This window comes from uncultured Gordonia sp., from assembly GCF_937858515.1.
Lineage (GTDB): Bacteria > Actinomycetota > Actinomycetes > Mycobacteriales > Mycobacteriaceae > Gordonia.
In genome coordinates, this window is sequence record NZ_CALLZT010000097.1 from 1 (window position 1) to 17,679 (window position 17,679).

The following is a 17,679-nucleotide window of genomic DNA, read 5'->3' on the forward strand; positions in this document are numbered from 1 at the left end:
CGCTGCCGGGCACCGACGCACCCGACGAGGTGAACATGTCGGCGTCGGTGATGTCGCCGGTGCCATTGGTTCCGGAACCTGTTGCCGCGCCGACCAACTCGGGTTGCCTGACCACCCGTTCGAGTCGTCGTTCGCCCATGAAGGCCACCGCCACAAGGGATACCAGCAGCACCGTGCCCTGCAGGAACATCGCCGTACCGTCGAGGACGACGGCGCCCGAAACCGTGGTCACACTTTCAGATTTGGTCGATGCGACGACAACCAGCGCCGCGAATGCCGCGACAATAGCCACCAGCGCCAGTCCGAGCTGAGCCCGGAACCGTACCGCACGTGGCAGCACCGCCTCCAGCAGCACTCCCACCACCGCGGCACCCAGGACGATCAGCATCGGAGAGAGCGCCCCGTAGGCGATGCTCGGCGGATCGTAAGTCATCGCTGTCCCCCTGGTTCGGTGAGTGTGACGGTGTGCTGCACCGCCGGTGTCACGGTGTCGAGGACCGGTTTCGGATAGACGCCGAGGGCGACGAGGGCCACCAGCATCGGGACGATCACCAGCTTCTCCATCGGCAGCATGTCCCGCATCGTCCGCGCCGGATCACGTTGTGTTCCGGGACCTTCCCGTGCCGGGGCATTCGGTATCCGTACCGGGCCGCCCATCATCCGCTGGTAGGTCCACAGGATGTAGATCGCGGCCAGCACGAGTGCGCCCGTCGCCACCACGGCCGCGATCGGGAAGCGTGGATAGGTGCCGATGAGCACCAGGAATTCGCTGATGAACGGTGCCAGACCGGGCAGCGATAGCGTGGCCAGTCCGGCGATCAGGAATGTCCCGGCCAGCACCGGTGCCACCTTCTGCACCCCGCCGAAGTCGGCGATGAGCCGACTGCCGCGTCGGGACACCAGGAATCCGGCGACGAGGAACAGTGCGGCGGTGGAGATTCCGTGATTGACCATGTACAGGGTGGCGCCGGCCTGCGATTGCGCGGTCATCGCGAAGATGCCCAGAATGATGAACCCGAAATGGGAGATCGACGTGTACGCGATCAGGCGCATCACATCCTGCTGTCCGATCGCCAGGATCGCGCCGTACAGAATGCCGACCACCGCCAGCGCCGCGATCACCGGAGCGAAATACGACGCCGCGTCGGGAAACAACTGCAGACAGAACCGCAGCATCGCAAAGGTTCCCACCTTGTCGACGATCGCCATCATCAGCACCGCGCTCGCCGGGGTGGCGGCGACGGCGGCGTCGGGCAGCCAGGTATGGAACGGCCACAGCGGGGCCTTCACTGCGAATGCGAACAGGAAACCGAGGAACAGGACTTTCAGCAGGCCCGATCCGGCGTCGAGTTCCCCGGCTGCGGCGGCATCTGCGATCGCGGGCAGGTTGAAGGTGCCGCCGATGTCGGACCGGGTGGTGACCATGTAGAGGCCCACGACCGCGGCCAGCATGATGAGTCCGCCGAACAGGTTGTACAGCAGGAACTTCAGTGCCGCCGCCGACCGGTTGGCCGTTCCACCGAAGCCGCCGATGAGAAAGTACATCGGGATGAGCATGGCTTCGAAGAAGATGTAGAACAGCAGGATGTCCAGGGCCACAAAGCTCATCAGGACCATCGCCTCGACGGCCAGGATGAGCGCCACATACGTCTGGACGCTGCCGATCCTGCCGCCACTTACGCCTACCGAATCCGCGTCGCGCCAGGCGGCGAGGAGGAGAAGGGGGAGCAGGGCGGCGGTGAGCAGGACCATCACCAGGCCGATACCGTCGAGACCGAGATCGTAGCCGGCACCGAATGTGGGTATCCAGCTGTGGTTTTCGGTGAACTGGTAGCGGGGTGCCGAGGGCGAGGTGTCGAAGGCGGCGGCCAGTCCGCCGGCGATTCCGAGCGTGATCATCGCCGCGGCCGGGCCCACCCATTTCGCGACCTCGGCCCGCGACGACGGTATGGCGACGACACCGGCGGCGGCGACCGCGGGTACGAGCCAGAGAACAGTGAGCCAGCCCATCACCACACCACCACCAGAGTTGTCGCGAGAACGATTGCCGCACCGGCAAACGTGGACAGTGCATACGATCTGACGAAGCCGTTCTGCCAGCCGCGCAGGCGTGTCGACAATGATCCGATGCCGTGTCCAGTGGCCTCGGTGGTGCCGTCGATGCCCGAATCCTCAACCGCGACAAGGGCAGCGGTGAGCTGCTGACCGGGACGCATCAGGAGATTCTCGTTGAGGGCGTCGCCGTACAGATCGCGGCGTGCGGCGATGGTCAGCGGCGACACGTCCTCGGGCGCGACCACCGGTACCTCACCCGAGCACTGCCGCCAGGCGATTGCGGCACCGACCGCCACCGCGGCGAGCACGATCACGGTCATCGACCAGACCGGGATGGCGAGTTCGCTGTGGTGTTCGCCCACCACGGGTTCGAGCCAACCGGGCAGCCCGTCGCCGAACACCAGGAGACCACCGGCGGCGACCGAGCCGATACCCAGGATGATCATCGGCCACGTCATCGACGCGGGTGATTCATGCGGATGTGCTTGGGGTGCCCAGCGTTTCGGTCCGAAGAAGGTGAGCAGCATGACGCGGGTCATGTAGTAGGCCGTGATGCCCGCACCGAGCAGAGCGGCGGACCCGAGGACGATTCCGCGCACCCCGCCTTCGGCGAATGCGGCCTCGATGATGTGGTCCTTGGAGAAGAATCCGGCGAACGGCGGCACGCCGATGATCGCGAGATATCCGACGCCGAATGTCGCGAACGTGATCGGCATGACGGTGCGCAGTCCGCCGTAACGGCGCATGTCGGTCTCGTCGTTCATCCCGTGCATGACCGAGCCGGCGCCCAGGAACAGTCCGGCCTTGAAGAAGCCGTGGGTGAGCAGGTGCATTATGGCGAACGCGTATCCGGCGGGACCGAGTCCGGCGGCCAGCACCATATAGCCGATCTGGCTCATCGTCGACGCCGCGAGGGCCTTCTTGATGTCGTCCTTGGCGCAGCCGATGATCGCGCCGAACAGCAGGGTGACCGCACCGACCACCACCACGCCGGTCTGTGCGGCCGGGGCGAGGTCGAAGATCGGCCCGGACCGGGTGATCAGGTAGACGCCCGCGGTGACCATCGTCGCGGCGTGGATCAGCGCCGACACCGGGGTGGGGCCCTCCATCGCATCGCCGAGCCACGATTGCAGCGGCACCTGCGCCGATTTGCCGCACGCGGCGAGCAGCAGCATGAAACCGATGCCGGTGAGCACACCGTCGCCCGCACCGGGCGCGCCCTCGAAGACGGCGGTGAACGACACCGACCCGAAGGCGTTGAACATCACCATGAGTGCGACGGCCAGCCCGATGTCACCGACCCGGTTGACCACGAACGCCTTCTTGGCCGCGGTGGCCGCCGACGGTTTGTGCTGCCAGAAACCGATGAGCAGATACGACGCGAGGCCCACCCCTTCCCAGCCGAGATACAGGCCGAGGTAGTTGTCGGCGAGCACCAGGATCAGCATCGCCGCCAGGAACAGGTTGAGGTAGGCGAAGAATCGACGGCGATCGGGGTCGTGTTCCATGTACCCGATCGAATAGATATGGATCAGCGTCCCGACGCCGGTGATCAGCAGCACGAAACATACCGACAACTGGTCGAGTTGCAGACCGAAGTCGACGTCGAGCTCGCTCACCGGTACCCAACTGAACAGGACGTCGCCGACGCCGCGGTGTTCGGCGTTGCGGCCCACCATGCCCGCGAACATCAGCAGGCACAACAGGAACGATGATCCGGCCAGCGCCGTCGCAAGCAGATGTCCCCATCGGTCGGTGCGTCTGCCGCCGAGCAGCAGGATGGCCGCCCCGGCCAGCGGCAGGCAGAAGATCAGCCAGAGCAGATTCGCGGTCGCCGTGGCACCCATCGGCACATACCTCCTAGCGGCAGGGCGGATCTAGCGGGACAAGAGATCTGCGTCGTCGACGGATGCCGACCGGCGTGAGCGGAAGATCGTCATGATGATCGCCAGGCCCACCACCACTTCGGCGGCGGCCACCACCATCGTGAAGAATGCGATCACCTGACCGTTGGTGCTGTGCTGCATACGAGCGAACGTGACGAACGACAGGTTCGCGGCGTTGAGCATCAGCTCCACGCACATGAATACGACGATCGCGTTGCGGCGCACCAACACTCCGGCGGCGCCGATGGAAAAGAGAATGACGCTCAGATACAGGTAGTTCTCGGGATTCATGACCGCACCTGCCCGGCCCCGGCCCGTGCGGATCCGGCACTGTCGGTCTGGATCTGTTTGGTGATGACATGTCCGGGCACCGACAGTTCGGACAGTGAACCGTTGGGCAGCCGGGCGGGGGTGTCGGCGGCATTGTGCCGGGCGTACACACCGGGATTGGGCAGCGGGGTGGCGTTGCCGCCGCGCCGGAACCGCTCGATGGACACTTCGCGCTGAGTTCGCTTGGGCTCGAACCGTTCCCGGTGCGCGAGAACCACCGCACCGAGGGTTGCCGTGATCAGCAGGGCAGCTGTGAGCTCGAACGCCCACAGGTAGTCGATGAAGATCAGTCGGGCGATCTCTTCCACCGACCCGACACCTTCCGCCGCGACGGGGCCTGGTTCGGAGCCGGTCGTGGCCACCACGGTCGCATTCGCGATGCCCGCGCACAGCAGACCGGCGAACCCGGCGGCGATCAGCACGGCGGCGGTTCGCTGCCCGCGCAACGTTTCTCGTAGTGAGTCGGAGGAGTCGACGCCGATCAGCATGAGCACGAACAGGAACAGCATCATCACCGCACCCGTGTACACCACCACCTGCACCACGCCCAGGAACAGCGCGCCTTGGGCCACGTAGAACACGGCGAGCACGATCATCGTCGTGGCCAGGAAGATTGCCGAGTACACGGCCTTGGTGGCGGTGACCACGCCGAGTGCGCCGAGTACCGCGACGGTGCCGAGCACCCAGAACTGCACGGCCTCGCCGGTCGACGTCCGTTCGGCCGCGAGCGTGAGTACGCCGGATACCGGCACCGGCGTCATGGCCGTACCTTGCCCTGGTAGTAGTCCTCGTCCGTCGCGCCGGGCACCATCGCATGCGGTGGTGCGGTCATCTCCGGTTGCAGCGGCGCGAGCAGTTGATCCTTCTCGTAGATGAGGTCGGCGCGATTATTGTCGGCCAGCTCGTATTCCGATGTCATCGTCAACGCGCGGGTGGGGCAGGCTTCGATGCACAGGCCGCAGCCAATACAGCGCAGATAGTTGATCTGATACACCCGGCCGTAGCGTTCGCCCACCGAATAGCGTTCTGCCTCGGTGTTGTCGGCGCCCTCGACGTAGATGGCATCTGCCGGGCACGCCCACGCGCACAGTTCGCAGCCGACGCACTTCTCCAGCCCGTCGGGATGCCGATTGAGTTGGTGGCGGCCGTGATAACGCGGTGCGGGTGGGCGTTTGACCTCCGGATATTCCTCGGTGATCGATTCGGTGAAGATCCCGCCGAAGGTCACCCCGAAACCTGCGAGCGCCTTGAGGGGAGCGGGTTTTGAAGAATCGGACATGCTACAGACGCTCCTTCACAGGTTGGTCGGTTGCTCGTTGACCGGGCAGCGGCGGCACCGGGAAGCCACCGGCCATCGGGTCGAATGTCGGCGGTGGCGGTGCGGGCTGGTCGGCGGTGGCCGCGCGCAGGGGGATCGTCGCCGCGTAACAGGTCGCGGCGGCCACCATCAGCCCGACGACGATCAACACCGTCTCCCCCACCCAGGTGTCGGAGTCGGCGGTGGCCACGCGGATCACGCCGACGATCATCACCCAGGCCAGCGAGATCGGGATGAGGACTTTCCAGCCGAGATTCATGAACTGGTCGTAGCGAAGTCGCGGCAGCGTGGTGCGCAGCCAGAAGAATACGAACAGGAACACCCACATCTTGATCACGAACCACAGCACCGGCACCCAGCCCGCATTGGTGGCGCCGATCAGGCTCAGCGGCCACGGCGCTTGCCACCCGCCCAGGAACAGGGTGGTGGCCAGCGCCGACACCGTCGCCATGTTGATGTATTCGGCGAGCATGAACATGGCGAACTTGAGCGAGGAGTATTCGGTGTGAAAACCGCCCACCAGCTCACCCTCGGCCTCGGGCAGATCGAAAGGAGCACGGTTGGTTTCGCCGACCATCGAAATGGTGTAGATCAGGAACGACGGCAACAGCAGCAGGATGAACCAGCGATCACCCTGCGCCGCGACGATGCCGGACGTCGACAGGGTGCTCGACTGCAGGAACACCGCGGCGAACGCCAGCCCCATCGCGATCTCGTACGAGATCACCTGCGCGGTCGACCGCAGGCCGCCGAGCAGCGGATATGTCGACCCCGACGACCAGCCTGCGAGCACGATCCCGTACACCCCGATCGACGTCATCGCCAGGATGTAGAGCACGCCCACCGGAAGATCGGTGAGCTGTAGGGGTGTGTGGTGCCCGAATACCGACACCGTCGGGCCGAACGGGATCACCGCGAACGCCGTGACCGCCGGAATGACCGCGATGATAGGGGCGAGCAGATAGATCGGTTTGTCGACGCCGGTGGGGATCATGCCTTCCTTGAGCGCCAGTTTCACCCCGTCGGCGGCACTCTGCAGGATTCCGCGCGGTCCCACCCGGTTGGGGCCGGTACGGGACTGCATGCGGGCCATCACTTTTCGTTCGAGCAGAATGCCCACCAGCACGGTGAGTACGAGAAAGCCGAATACCACCACCGCTTTGCCGAGGACCAGCCACCACGGATCATGACCGAATTCGGACAGTTCCGGAAAGTCGGTGGCGATCGTCTGCGTAGTCATTGCCCCGCCTTCCCCGCCGCTGCCTTCCCCGCCCCGGGCGTCCCGGCGCGGGCCGTTTCCGGGTCGATCAGGACCACCTGCCCGACCCCGGCCCGCAGCGTCCGATACACCTGCGACCCCGGCGAATTCATCGGTATCCACACCACCCGGTCGGGCAGATCGTCGATCACCAGCGGCAGCGTGATGGACCCGAACAGCGAGGACACCGCCACCCTGCCACCGTCCTGGGCGCCGATCTCGGCGGCCGTGGCGGCCGACAGGCGCACCACCGGTGTACGTGCGGTCCCGGCCAGGTGCGGCTCGTTGTCCTGTAGTCGCCCGGCGTCGAGCAGCATCCGCCACGACGCCAGGACCGCCTCACCGCGTCCGGGACGTGGTCTGGCCGCGGGGAGAACCGATTCGAGGTCCGGGCGGGCGCCGGCCCACGGCGTGATGTCGGCCAGCTGCCGGCCGATGGCGGTGGTGCTGTCGCAGTCGAGGTCCACACCGAGTTGCCGCGCGAGTGCGGTGAGCACCCGATGTTCGGGCAGCATCCCGGTCTCCCCGAGCGCGGCGGTGAATCGGCGCGGCCTGCCTTCCCAGTCGACGAACGTGCCGGACTTCTCCGCGACGGTGGCCACCGGCAGCACCACGTCGGCGCGTTCGGTGACGGCTGAGCGTCGCGTTTCCAGGCTGAGCACGAACGGGGTGTTCTCCAGCGCGGCTTCGGCACCGGTCGGATCGGGTAGGTCGTCGAGGTCGACGCCGGCGACGACCAGTCCCGACAGGTACCCGTACCGGGCGGCCGACAGGATGCCGCTGGTGGGCCTGCCATGGGTCGCGGGCAGGTCGGCCGTGCCCCACAACTGCGCGAAGCGGGCACGGGCGGCGTTGTCGTTCACCGGATTTCCACCGGGCAGCAAGTTGGGCAGCACCCCGGCCTCGACTGCGCCGCGATCGCCGGCGCGCCGCGGAATCCAGGCGAGCGATGCCCCGGTGCGTGCGGCGAGCCCGGCCGCGGCGAACAGTCCGCCCGGTGTCGCGGCGAGCCGCTCGCCGACGATGACGATCGAACCCGGCTGGGAGACAAGCCTGTCGGCGGTATTGAGCACCGCGGGCTCGCCGCCGGGGCGGGTGCGGACGAGTTTCGCCCGCAGCTTGTGGTTTCCGGGGGAGACGAATGGCGCGACGGTGTGCACGCGTAGGCCCGCGGTGCGCACCGCGCGGCGCAGCCGCAGATAGACGATCGGGGATTCTTCCTCCGGTTCGAACCCGACGAGCAGTACCGCCGGGGCCGCCGACAGATCGTCGTAGGTGACCTCGAAGCCCTGCCCTGCGATGTGTGCCGCCAGGAAGCCGGCCTCCTCGTCGGAATGCTCCCGCACTCGGAAGTCGATGTCGTTGGTGTGCAACACTGTTCGCGCGAACCGGGAGTAAGTGTAGGCGTCCTCGACGGTGATCCGGCCGCCGGTCAGCACGCCGACGCCGCCGCTGATCGCACTTCGCAGACCCGTCGCGGCCGCCGACAGCGCCTGACCCCATGACGTTTCGTGCAGTTCACCGTCTTTGCCGCGGACCAGCGGATGACGCAACCTGTCGGTGGCGGTGGTGTACGCGAATGCCCACCGGCCCTTGTCGCAGTTCCATTCCTCGTTGACCTCGGGATCGTCACCGGCCAGGCGCCGCAATACTTTTCCGCGCCGATGGTCGGTGCGCTGGGCGCAGCCGGACGCACAGTGTTCGCAGACGCTCGGCGTCGACACCAGGTCGAACGGGCGGGCCCGGAACCGGTACGCGGTGCCGGTCAGGGCGCCGACCGGGCAGATCTGCACGGTGTTGCCGGAGAAATACGATTCGAACGGCTGGTCGACGTAGGCGCTGACCTGTTGCAGCGCACCACGATCGGCCAGATCGATCAGCGGGTCGCCGGCGATCTCATCGGAGAATCGGGTGCAGCGGGCGCATAGCACGCAGCGTTCGCGATCCAGCAGGATCTCCGAGGACAACGCGACCGGCTTCTCGAAGATCCGTTTGGCGTCGATGAACCGCGACTGTGAGCGCCCCGACGACATCGCCTGATTCTGCAGCGGGCACTCGCCACCCTTGTCGCACACCGGACAATCGAGCGGATGATTGATGAGCAGCAACTCCATCACACCGCGCTGCGCCGACGCCGCGGCCTCCGAACTGTGCTGGGTGTGCACCACCATGTCGTCGGCGACCGGGGTGGTGCAGGAGGCGACCGGTTTACGTTGTCCCTCGACGTCGACGAGGCATTGGCGGCAGGCGCCGACGGGTGCGAGCAGCGGATGGTCGCAGAACCGGGGGATCTGGATGCCGGCCTGTTCGGCGGCCCGGATGATCAAGGTGCCCTTGGGAACCTCGATCTCGGTTCCGTCGATGGTGAGATGTGTTGTCGAGGTCGCCTTGCGGTCGTCGAGAGCGGTCATCGTGCACCTGCCTTCCTGCCGAAGACTGTGGACTTGGCGTGATCGAACGGGCAACCGCCGCCGGTGATGTGCTGCTCGTACTCGCCGCGGAAGTACTTGAGCGAGGAGGTGATCGGTGAGCCCGCACCATCGCCCAATGCGCAGAACGATTTTCCGACGATGCTGTCGGTGATGTCGGCGAGCATGTCCAGATCGGTCATCGTGGCATCGCCCGTCTCGATGCGGCGCAGCACCTGCACCAGCCAGTAGGTGCCCTCCCGGCACGGGGTGCATTTGCCGCACGATTCGTGGGCATAGAACTCGGTCCACCGGCTCACGCACCGCACCACGCACGTGGTGTCGTCAAAGATCTGTAATGCCTTGGTGCCCAGCATCGATCCGGCTGCCCCCACACCCTCGTAGTCGAGTGGCACGTCGAGGTGTTCGGGGGTGAGCATAGGTGTCGACGACCCGCCGGGCGTCCAGAACTTGAGCTGATGACCGGCGCGGACACCGCCGGCCTGATCGAGCAACTCGCGCAACGTGATTCCCAGCGGAGCCTCGTACTGGCCGGGGCGGGTGACATGTCCGGACAGCGAGTAGAGGGTGAAGCCGGGCGACTTCTCGGTGCCCATCGTGCGGAACCAGTCGACGCCGTTGCGCAGGATCGGTCCGACGCTGGCGATGGATTCGACGTTGTTGACCACCGTCGGGCTCGCGTACAGGCCTGCCACGGCCGGGAACGGGGGCCGCAGCCGGGGTTGCCCGCGCCGGCCCTCCAGCGAATTGAGCAGCGCCGTCTCCTCGCCGCAGATGTAGGCGCCCGCGCCGGCGTGCACCACCAGGTCGATGTCGATCCCGGAACCGAGGATGTCGCGGCCGAGAAGCCCCGCCTCGTACGCCTCGGCTACGGCGGTGCGCAGCCGCCGGATCACGGAAGCAACCTCACCGCGCACGTAGATGAACGCATTGGCGGCCCGAATCGCGTAGCAGGCGATGATGATTCCCTCGATCAGCGCATGCGGCGACGACAGCATCAGCGGCATGTCCTTGCAGGTGCCGGGTTCGGATTCGTCGGCGTTGACCACCAGATAGTGTGGCGGGGCGTCGGGGTCGTCGGATTGGGGTATGAAACTCCATTTCATGCCGACGGGGAAGCCGGCGCCGCCGCGGCCCCGCAGACCCGATGCCTTCACCAGTTCGATGACCTCGTCGGGTGACATCGCGAACGCCGCCCGGACACCGTCGTAGCCGCCGTGCGAGCGGTAGTTGCGCAGCGTCCAGGATTCCGGCTCGTCCCAATGTGCGCTCAGCACACGGGCATCGGGAGCTTCGGCGGTGGTGGAATCGAGAGTGGTGGTCACTGCCCCGGCTCCTCTGGTACCCCGGCGAGTAGTCGTTCGGTCTGCCGGAAGGAGCACAGGCCGCCGGTGCCACGGGACGGCTGCACTTTCAGGCCCGCGCGCAGATCCTCGATGAGTTCGATCGTCGACTCCGGGTCCTGAGCGTCGAAGAACTCCCAGTTCACCATCACCACCGGGGCGTGATCGCATGCGGCGTTGCATTCGACGTGTTCGAGGGTGATGCGGCCGTCGGCTGTGGTGTCGCCGCACCCTATTCCGAGGTGTTCCTTTGCGGCGGCAAGGATCTCGTCGCCACCGAGCACCGCGCACAGCGTGTTGGTACACACGCCCACGAGGTATTCACCGGTGGGGGTGCGCCGGAACATCGTGTAGAACGTCGCCACCGCTGCCACCTGCGCGGCGGTCAGATGCAGTTGCGCGGCACAGAATTCGATACCGGCCCGGGTGATGTACGAATCCACCGACTGTGTCAGATGCAGCAGCGGCAGCAGCGCCGAACGAGATTGCGGGTAGCGGGCGATGATCTCGGTGGCCTCGTCGGTGAGGCGAGCGAGCACGTCGTCCGGGTAGTGATCGGGACCGCCGAAGGTGATTTGCGGGACTCCCACCGGAAGTTCCCTGGCGGCAGGCTCTTTGGGCCCCGAATTATTGTGTCCCACAGCGATATCGCTGCCGAGGAATACCTGGTCGGTCATCGGTCCACCCCTCCCATCACCGGGTCGATACTGGCGACGGCGGTGATCACATCGGCCACCGTGCCGCCTTCGCACATCGCCGCCACCGCCTGCAGATTGGTGAACGACGGATCGCGGAAATGCACGCGATACGGGCGGGTTCCGCCGTCGGACACCATGTGCACGCCGAGTTGTCCACGCGGCGATTCGATTTCGACGAAGCACTGTCCCGCCGGCACCCGGATACCCTCGGTGACCAGCTTGAAATGATGGATCAGGGATTCCATCGACGTGCCCATGATCTCGGCGATGTGCTCGGGTGAGTTTCCCAGACCGTCGGGACCGAGGGACAGTTCGGCCGGCCAGGCGATCTTGCGGTCGTCGACCATCACCGGTCCCGGCTCCAACCGATCCACGCACTGGCGGACGATCTTGAGGGATTCGCTCATCTCCCGCACCCGGATCATGTAGCGCCCGTACGAATCACAGGTGTCCTCGGTGATGACGTCGAAGTCGTAGTCCTCGTAGCCGCAGTACGGCTGGGACTTGCGCAGATCGTGCGGCAGGCCGGTGGAGCGCAGCACCGGCCCGGTGATACCCAAAGCCATGCAGCCGGTGAGGTCGAGGTACCCGACGTCGCGGGTGCGGGCCTTCCAGATCGGATTGTGGGTGAGCAGGTCGCTGAGCTTGGCCAGCCGGGCCGGCAGTGCGTCGATGACGGCTTTGACCTTGTCGATGCCGTCGTCGGGCATGTCGGCGGCCAGCCCGCCCGGCCGGACGAAGGCGTGATTCATGCGCAGGCCGGTGATGTGCTCGAACAGGTCCAGGATCATCTCACGTTCCCGGAAACCCTCGAACATCGGGGTGACCGCACCCAATTCCATTCCGCCCGTGGCCAATGCCACCAGATGCGAGGAGATCCGGTTGAGCTCCATCAGCAGCACCCGGATGACGGTGGCGCGTTCGGGGATGTCGTCGGTGATACCGAGCAGCTTCTCCACACCCAGGCAGTAGGCGGTCTCGTTGAAGAACGGCGACAGGTAGTCCATCCGGGTCACGAAGGTGACGCCCTGCGTCCAGTTCCGGTACTCGAGGTTCTTCTCGATCCCGGTGTGCAGGTAGCCGATTCCGCAGCGAGCGTCGGTAACCGTCTCGCCTTCTATCTCCAGGATCAGCCGCAGCACCCCGTGCGTCGACGGATGCTGCGGCCCCATATTCACCACGATGCGTTCGTCGCCGGGTTGGGCGGCGGCACGCTCGCGCACCGAGTTGACCAGGTCGTCCCAGTCCTGCCCCGACACCGTGAACACCCGCTCGGGGCGGGCGTCGTTCTCTGAATCCAGCGTGGTCACTTGTACGACCTCCTGCGATCCGGGGGTGCGATACGGGCGCCCTTGTACTCCACCGGAACACCACCGAGCGGATAGTCCTTGCGCTGCGGATGGCCGTGCCAGTCGTCGGGCATCTCGATACGGGTCAGCGCGCGATGGCCGTCGAAGACGATCCCGAAGAAGTCGTAGGTCTCGCGTTCATGCCAGTCGTTGGTGGGATAGATCAGAGTCAGTGTCGGAATATGCGGATCATGGTCGGGGACAGCAACTTCCAGACGGATGCGGCGGCCGTGCGTGATCGACGAGAGTGGATAGCTGGCGTGCAGTTCGCGTTCGGCGTCGTCGGGATAGTGCACACCGTTGACGCCCAGACACAGTTCGAATCGCAGCCGCGGATCGTCGCGCAGTGTCTGCGCCACCACCGGCAGGTGGCGGCGCCGGATGTGCAGGGTCATCTCGTCGCGGTAGATCACCACCTTCTCGACCGCGTCGGCGTACGAACCGCCGCGATCGGCGAGTGCGTCGGCGAGGGTGTCGGCGATCTCGTCGAAGTAGCCGCCATAGGGACGTGCCGAGGCGCCGGCGAGCGTCACCGGCCGGACGAGCCCGCCGTAGCCGGAGGTATCACCGGAACCCTTCGCGCCGAACAGGCCACGCCGGACGGCGATCACCTCGTGGTCGGGCGCCGGGCGTTCCGATGCCCTGCGTTCAGAATCGGTCGTCATCGAAGCAGCCCCGTGAACTCGATGGTCGGTTTGGCTTCGAGTGCGGCACGTTCGGCCGCCCAGATCGCCTTCTCCCTGTCGACACCGAGCGGCATCTCCTGGATCTGCTGATGCAGGGTCAGGATCGCGTTGAGCAGCATCTCCGGCCGGGGCGGGCAGCCGGGCAGATAGATGTCGACGGGCACCACGTGGTCGACGCCCTGAATGATGGCGTAGTTGTTGAACATTCCACCCGACGACGCACAAACCCCCATGGCCAGAACCCATTTCGGTTCGGCCATCTGGTCGTAGATCTGCCGCAGCACCGGCGCCATCTTCTGACTCACCCGGCCTGCCACGATCATCAGGTCGGCCTGCCGGGGCGATGCCCGGAACGCCTCCATCCCGAACCTGGCCAGGTCGTAGCGGCCCGAGGTGGTGGCCATCATCTCGATCGCGCAACACGCGAGGCCGAACGTCGCCGGCCACAGTGAGCCCTTGCGCATGAACCCGGCCAAACCCTCGACGGTGCTCAGCAGGACACCGCTGGGGAGTTTCTCTTCCAGTCCCATCGTCTACTCCCAGCTCAGGCCGCCGCGCCGCCACTCGTAGGCGTACGCGATGGACACGTTGACGATGAACAGACCGACGGCCAGCAGACCGAACCAGGCGAGCTGATCGACGGCCACCGCCCACGGATAGAGGAAGACGATCTCGATATCGAAGATGATGAACAGCATCGCGGTGAGGTAGAACTTCACCGGTATTCGCTGCCCGGTCCGGCTGATCGACGGTTCGATACCGCACTCGTAGGGTTCGAGTTTTGCACGGTTGTACCGGCGCGGGCCGATGAACACCGCGATGCCCACCGACACCACGGCGAACACCGCGGCGATGGCCGCAAGCACCATGATCGGTACGTAAGCGTTCATGAACGGGCCTCCATCCGCGACTCGTGGTCGCCGGGAGATGCGTCGACTTACCTATAGCCCAGGCTGTGAGCTACAACACAACCCTACAAGGCGTGATCGGCGTGGTGGGGACGTTTGCTGTTTCCCGGGGTTTCGTACAGCCGGTGGTGGGCCCGGGGTGGTTCGTGTAACGAGGGATATGTGTCACCCGACACAAGCGATGAGTGCTATCTGGCATGCGCGCCCGCGGTCGCGACCAGGCCGTGGACGTGCGAAGGATCGACCACAAGGAGAGATTTCGCCATGATCAAGACCTCGACGACCAAGATCTCGACGACCAAGATCTCGACGGCTGCTCGCGCGGTCGCGGGTACATGCGCGGCGGTCGCGCTCGCGGCAGTGAGTACCGGGCCGGCGAGCGCCGCGCCGGTCAGCATTCCCGTCTATCAGATCCCGTCCACCGCGCTCGCGGTGAGCGGACTGGTCGTGCCCGGGCCGTACTTCGCCACGGTCAACGTCACCACCACCGACAATCCGGCCGTCGTCCGGTTCTCGGCCCCGGCCTCACCGACGGTCTGTGCGACCTCGGCAGCTGGTGCCCTGGTACGGGTGTACTGGGTGAACCTGACGAGGATGTGGACGGGCGCGGCGACGGTCAAGGCGTGCCGCAACTACCTCGGCAGCACACCCACCTCGCTCACGGCGATTGTCGGGGAGGGCCGCGTCGTCATCCATACCCAGGTGATCGGTTCGCCGCTGAGCCCGCGGGCCGGACAGCCGTCGTTGCCCGGCGTGGGTACCTTCACCGTCGGCGGGCCGGGCTCACTGACCGGTTCGTCGACCGGCTCGGGGTCATGACCGGGCGGTGATCCCCGCAGTGTGCAGCATCTGCGCGAACGCCGCCGACAGAGCCAGCGGATCGACCGGGAGCACGGCCGTCGCCTCGGTGCGTGACCAGTCGGCCAGCCAGCGGTCGTCGGCGCGGCCGAGCAGCACCAGCGTGGGTGGCGCCGGATCGTATTCGTCCTTCATCTGCTTGGCGATGCCCAGACCGCCGACCGGGGAGGCCTCGCCGTCGAGGATCGCGGCGTCCACCGATCCGGAGTCGAGCTGCGTGAACAGCATCGGTGCGGTGGCCACCTCGTAGTACGACAACTCGGGGCCATCGGCGTCGAGGCGGGTACCCAATGCACCGATCACCTGGGCACGCGTGTCGGAGTCGCTCGAATAGACGAGCACGCGAAGGGTATTCGTCACCGGCCCGATGCTACGCCGTGGTTGCGGGCGGCGAGGGCTGTTTCCTGCCGACGCTCGGAGGTCGCCGCCTAGCCGAGCAACCCCTGTGCGACCCGTTCGAGAGCAGCCACGCGGCTGCCCTTGACCAGTACCGCGTCGCCGTCGGTCAGATCTTCGAGGGCTGTGACGGCCGCATCGACGCTGTCGACGTGCCGGGCACCGTCGCCGTACGCGGGTGCGGCCACGGCGATCACCTCGACACCCAGGTCGAGCGCGGTGCGGGTGACGCCGGCGTGCGCGGCGTCGGAGTCGTCGCCGAGTTCGGCCATCGTGCCGAGCACCGCGATCCGGCGGCCCGCCCGGAGTGTCGCGAGGGAGTTCAGTGCCGCGGTCATCGACGTCGGGTTGGCGTTGTAGGCGTCGTTGATGACGATCACGCCGCCCGGCGTGGTGACCAGTTCCATCCGCAGCCCCGACAACGCGGCACTGCGCAGGCCGAGCACGATCTGTTCGACCGGCACGCCCACCCCGCCACCCGCAGCGGCCGCGGCGAGCGCGTTGGGTACCTGATGCTCGCCGCGCGCACCGAGTTGTACGTCCGACTCACCCCACGGGCTGTGCAGCCGGAACGACGCCCGCAGTTCGTCATCCAGCGACACCGCGGACGCGTACACGTCGGCCGAGGCGGACAGGCCGTACGTCAGAACCGGTGCGGACGTACGTGCCGACATCGCCGCGACCACCGGATCGTCGGCATTGAGCACCGCGACGCCGTTGTCGGGAAGGGCCTCTATCAGCTCGCCCTTGGCCCGGGACACCGCTTCCAGCGAGCCGAACATCTCCAGATGCACCGACTCGACGCGGGTGATCACCCCGACCGTCGGCCGGCCTATGCCGCAGAGCAGCTCGATGTGCCCGACGCCGCGCGCACCCATCTCCAGCACCACGGCCTCGGTGTCGTCGGGGGCGTTCACCAGCGTCATCGGCAGGCCGAGTTCGTTGTTGAACGACTTCTCGCTCGCCGCTGTCGGATACGTGGTGGCCAGCACCCCGGCCAGCAGATCCTTGGTGGAGGTCTTGCCCACCGAGCCGGTGACGCCGACGACCCGGTCGGGCAGCCGGGTGCGGGCCGCGCGGCCCAGATCGGCCAGGGCCAGGGCGGTGTCGGCGACCCGGACGATCGTCGCCCCCGGAACGTCGGTACCTGTATCCGACGACAGATACACCGTCGCCCCGGCGTCGACGGCCTTACCGATGAACGCGTGACCATCCCGTTCGGCGACGATCGGCACGAACAACTGCCCCGGTTCGACGATGCGCGAATCGATGTTCACCTCGTCGATCACGGCGCCGGCGTCGCCGACCACCTCACCACCGGTTGCCTGAGCGATCTGTGCTGCCGTGAAACGCATGCCGATCAATGTACTGGGCGCCCGGTCGGCGCCCGCGTCACGGACCGACGCGCAGCCCCGCGAGCCGGGCCGCGCGGAGGAGCTCGGCGTCGAGGGACACCATGACGTCCGCACGCAACCGGAGCGCTACGGCCAGGTGCAAGGCGTCGAGCGTGCGGAGTTGTCCGGGAACCAGCGGTGCGTTTGCGAAGTCATCCTGGTCGATGTCCACGATGTCGATCTCCGCCAGCGTGGAGTCTGCAAGATCGATATCGATCTCCGGTTGGCGATTGGCCTGGCAGCGAACTTCGGTGCGCAGGAGTGCGGACGATAGGACTATGTCGTCGGCTCCGAACAGGTCGAGGTAACTCCTGACCCGAGCGCCGGCGGTGACGGTTTGTGCATCGCGCCCGACAACCACCATCCGGAGGAATGCCGACGTGTCGATGTAGACGATCACCCGATGATGCCCGCCGCGTCACTCATCGAACATCGCGTCGCGCTGACCGCGCATCTCATCGAGGACTTCCAGCGGATCGCGATCGGCGATTGTGGGTTTGATGGATGAGAAATTTCTCCGTTGCGTACCGCGCTGCACTTTCCCGGCGGCGATAAGCCGCTCGTAGGGTGTCAGGGCCGGAGGTGACAGTACTGCCACCACTTTGCCGTGGTTGGTGATCTCGAAGGTCTCACCGTTGCTGACCTCCTCGAGGATCTTCGACGAGTTGTTCCGGAGTTCGCGGTGCGGGATCGTGCGCATAGTTGCCTCCTGAAGGCGACGCGGCGCGTGTAGCAATCGTAGCAGTTGAGAGCGTCTGTTTGGGGGACACT

The 17,679-nt window shown here is 66.3% G+C and carries 16 protein-coding genes and 2 pseudogenes; 1 reads left to right on the forward strand and 17 read right to left on the reverse strand.

What is annotated here, in order from left to right; genetic code table 11:
• From Q0627_RS08730 to Q0627_RS08790, 13 genes and pseudogenes are all read right to left on the reverse strand, one after another.
• Window positions 1-433 (reverse strand): annotated as a pseudogene (locus Q0627_RS08730) (NADH-quinone oxidoreductase subunit N); the annotation flags it as partial.
• On the reverse strand, window positions 430-2,010 hold the full coding sequence (locus Q0627_RS08735; RefSeq protein WP_298809094.1) for an NADH-quinone oxidoreductase subunit M: 1,581 nt from the start codon (window positions 2,008-2,010) through the stop codon (window positions 430-432). The pseudogene Q0627_RS08730 and the gene Q0627_RS08735, both read right to left, overlap by 4 nt.
• Window positions 2,010-3,902 (reverse strand): NADH-quinone oxidoreductase subunit L, encoded by a 1,893-nt coding sequence (gene nuoL, locus Q0627_RS08740; protein WP_291014826.1) that lies wholly within the window; start codon window positions 3,900-3,902, stop codon window positions 2,010-2,012. The genes Q0627_RS08735 and nuoL overlap by 1 nt, the downstream gene beginning before the upstream one ends.
• A 30-nt stretch (window positions 3,903-3,932) precedes the next feature.
• On the reverse strand, window positions 3,933-4,232 hold the full coding sequence (gene nuoK / locus Q0627_RS08745; RefSeq protein WP_291014828.1) for an NADH-quinone oxidoreductase subunit NuoK: 300 nt from the start codon (window positions 4,230-4,232) through the stop codon (window positions 3,933-3,935).
• Window positions 4,229-5,032 (reverse strand): NADH-quinone oxidoreductase subunit J, encoded by an 804-nt coding sequence (locus Q0627_RS08750; RefSeq protein ID WP_291014830.1) that lies wholly within the window; start codon window positions 5,030-5,032, stop codon window positions 4,229-4,231. The genes nuoK and Q0627_RS08750 overlap by 4 nt, the downstream gene beginning before the upstream one ends.
• Window positions 5,029-5,550 carry an NADH-quinone oxidoreductase subunit NuoI gene (gene nuoI, locus Q0627_RS08755; RefSeq protein ID WP_291014832.1) on the reverse strand — a complete coding sequence of 174 codons (522 nt, stop codon included), beginning with the start codon at window positions 5,548-5,550 and terminating at the stop codon, window positions 5,029-5,031. Before nuoI ends, Q0627_RS08750 begins: the two co-directional genes overlap by 4 nt.
• 1 nt (window position 5,551) lies before the next feature.
• Window positions 5,552-6,829: an NADH-quinone oxidoreductase subunit NuoH gene (gene nuoH / locus Q0627_RS08760; RefSeq protein ID WP_291014834.1), complete on the reverse strand. Its 1,278-nt coding sequence runs from the start codon at window positions 6,827-6,829 to the stop codon at window positions 5,552-5,554.
• Window positions 6,826-9,258 carry an NADH-quinone oxidoreductase subunit G gene (locus Q0627_RS08765; protein ID WP_298809101.1) on the reverse strand — a complete coding sequence of 811 codons (2,433 nt, stop codon included), beginning with the start codon at window positions 9,256-9,258 and terminating at the stop codon, window positions 6,826-6,828. The genes nuoH and Q0627_RS08765 overlap by 4 nt, the downstream gene beginning before the upstream one ends.
• A pseudogene (nuoF, locus tag Q0627_RS08770) lies at window positions 9,255-11,296 on the reverse strand (NADH-quinone oxidoreductase subunit NuoF). The gene Q0627_RS08765 and the pseudogene nuoF overlap by 4 nt, the downstream one beginning before the upstream one ends.
• The gene (nuoD, locus tag Q0627_RS08775; RefSeq protein WP_291020749.1) at window positions 11,293-12,627 is read right to left on the reverse strand and encodes an NADH dehydrogenase (quinone) subunit D; all 1,335 of its coding nucleotides are present in this window, start codon (window positions 12,625-12,627) and stop codon (window positions 11,293-11,295) included. The pseudogene nuoF and the gene nuoD overlap by 4 nt, the downstream one beginning before the upstream one ends.
• Window positions 12,624-13,331, reverse strand: coding sequence for an NADH-quinone oxidoreductase subunit C (locus tag Q0627_RS08780; protein WP_298809110.1), 708 nt, complete (start codon window positions 13,329-13,331; stop codon window positions 12,624-12,626). Before Q0627_RS08780 ends, nuoD begins: the two co-directional genes overlap by 4 nt.
• Complete coding sequence (locus tag Q0627_RS08785; RefSeq protein WP_291015653.1) at window positions 13,328-13,882, reverse strand: NADH-quinone oxidoreductase subunit B family protein; 555 nt, start codon at window positions 13,880-13,882, stop codon at window positions 13,328-13,330. Before Q0627_RS08785 ends, Q0627_RS08780 begins: the two co-directional genes overlap by 4 nt.
• A 3-nt stretch (window positions 13,883-13,885) precedes the next feature.
• Window positions 13,886-14,242, reverse strand: coding sequence for an NADH-quinone oxidoreductase subunit A (locus tag Q0627_RS08790; RefSeq protein WP_291015655.1), 357 nt, complete (start codon window positions 14,240-14,242; stop codon window positions 13,886-13,888).
• Window positions 14,243-14,524: 282 nt separating this feature from the next.
• Here Q0627_RS08790 and Q0627_RS08795 point away from each other — a divergent pair, with 282 nt between their 5' ends.
• Window positions 14,525-15,079: a hypothetical protein gene (locus tag Q0627_RS08795; protein WP_298809116.1), complete on the forward strand. Its 555-nt coding sequence runs from the start codon at window positions 14,525-14,527 to the stop codon at window positions 15,077-15,079.
• On the opposite strand, the gene Q0627_RS08800 is transcribed toward Q0627_RS08795, so the two are convergent.
• The 4 genes from Q0627_RS08800 to Q0627_RS08815 all read right to left on the reverse strand — a co-directional run bounded on the left by Q0627_RS08800 (window position 15,074) and on the right by Q0627_RS08815 (window position 17,608).
• Window positions 15,074-15,478, reverse strand: coding sequence for a hypothetical protein (locus tag Q0627_RS08800; RefSeq protein ID WP_291015659.1), 405 nt, complete (start codon window positions 15,476-15,478; stop codon window positions 15,074-15,076). The genes Q0627_RS08795 and Q0627_RS08800 overlap by 6 nt on opposite strands.
• A 68-nt stretch (window positions 15,479-15,546) precedes the next feature.
• Window positions 15,547-16,869 carry a UDP-N-acetylmuramoyl-tripeptide--D-alanyl-D-alanine ligase gene (gene murF / locus Q0627_RS08805; protein ID WP_291015661.1) on the reverse strand — a complete coding sequence of 441 codons (1,323 nt, stop codon included), beginning with the start codon at window positions 16,867-16,869 and terminating at the stop codon, window positions 15,547-15,549.
• Window positions 16,870-16,906: 37 nt separating this feature from the next.
• Window positions 16,907-17,308 carry a type II toxin-antitoxin system VapC family toxin gene (locus tag Q0627_RS08810; RefSeq protein WP_291014030.1) on the reverse strand — a complete coding sequence of 134 codons (402 nt, stop codon included), beginning with the start codon at window positions 17,306-17,308 and terminating at the stop codon, window positions 16,907-16,909.
• Window positions 17,309-17,326: 18 nt separating this feature from the next.
• Complete coding sequence (locus tag Q0627_RS08815) at window positions 17,327-17,608, reverse strand: type II toxin-antitoxin system prevent-host-death family antitoxin (protein WP_291014033.1); 282 nt, start codon at window positions 17,606-17,608, stop codon at window positions 17,327-17,329.
• Window positions 17,609-17,679 lie beyond the last annotated feature (71 nt).

Coding starts and splice junctions, on each gene's coding strand:
- nuoK (WP_291014828.1), bottom strand. CDS start 4,232: ATGAATCCCGAGAACTACCTGTATCTGAGCGTCATTCTCTTTTCCATC.
- Q0627_RS08790 (WP_291015655.1), bottom strand. CDS start 14,242: ATGAACGCTTACGTACCGATCATGGTGCTTGCGGCCATCGCCGCGGTG.
- murF (WP_291015661.1), bottom strand. CDS start 16,869: ATGCGTTTCACGGCAGCACAGATCGCTCAGGCAACCGGTGGTGAGGTG.
- Q0627_RS08785 (WP_291015653.1), bottom strand. CDS start 13,882: ATGGGACTGGAAGAGAAACTCCCCAGCGGTGTCCTGCTGAGCACCGTC.
- Q0627_RS08750 (WP_291014830.1), bottom strand. CDS start 5,032: ATGACGCCGGTGCCGGTATCCGGCGTACTCACGCTCGCGGCCGAACGG.
- Q0627_RS08815 (WP_291014033.1), bottom strand. CDS start 17,608: ATGCGCACGATCCCGCACCGCGAACTCCGGAACAACTCGTCGAAGATC.
- Q0627_RS08765 (WP_298809101.1), bottom strand. CDS start 9,258: ATGACCGCTCTCGACGACCGCAAGGCGACCTCGACAACACATCTCACC.
- Q0627_RS08795 (WP_298809116.1), top strand. CDS start 14,525: ATGATCAAGACCTCGACGACCAAGATCTCGACGACCAAGATCTCGACG.
- nuoI (WP_291014832.1), bottom strand. CDS start 5,550: ATGTCCGATTCTTCAAAACCCGCTCCCCTCAAGGCGCTCGCAGGTTTC.
- nuoH (WP_291014834.1), bottom strand. CDS start 6,829: ATGACTACGCAGACGATCGCCACCGACTTTCCGGAACTGTCCGAATTC.
- Q0627_RS08780 (WP_298809110.1), bottom strand. CDS start 13,331: ATGACGACCGATTCTGAACGCAGGGCATCGGAACGCCCGGCGCCCGAC.
- nuoL (WP_291014826.1), bottom strand. CDS start 3,902: ATGGGTGCCACGGCGACCGCGAATCTGCTCTGGCTGATCTTCTGCCTG.
- Q0627_RS08735 (WP_298809094.1), bottom strand. CDS start 2,010: ATGGGCTGGCTCACTGTTCTCTGGCTCGTACCCGCGGTCGCCGCCGCC.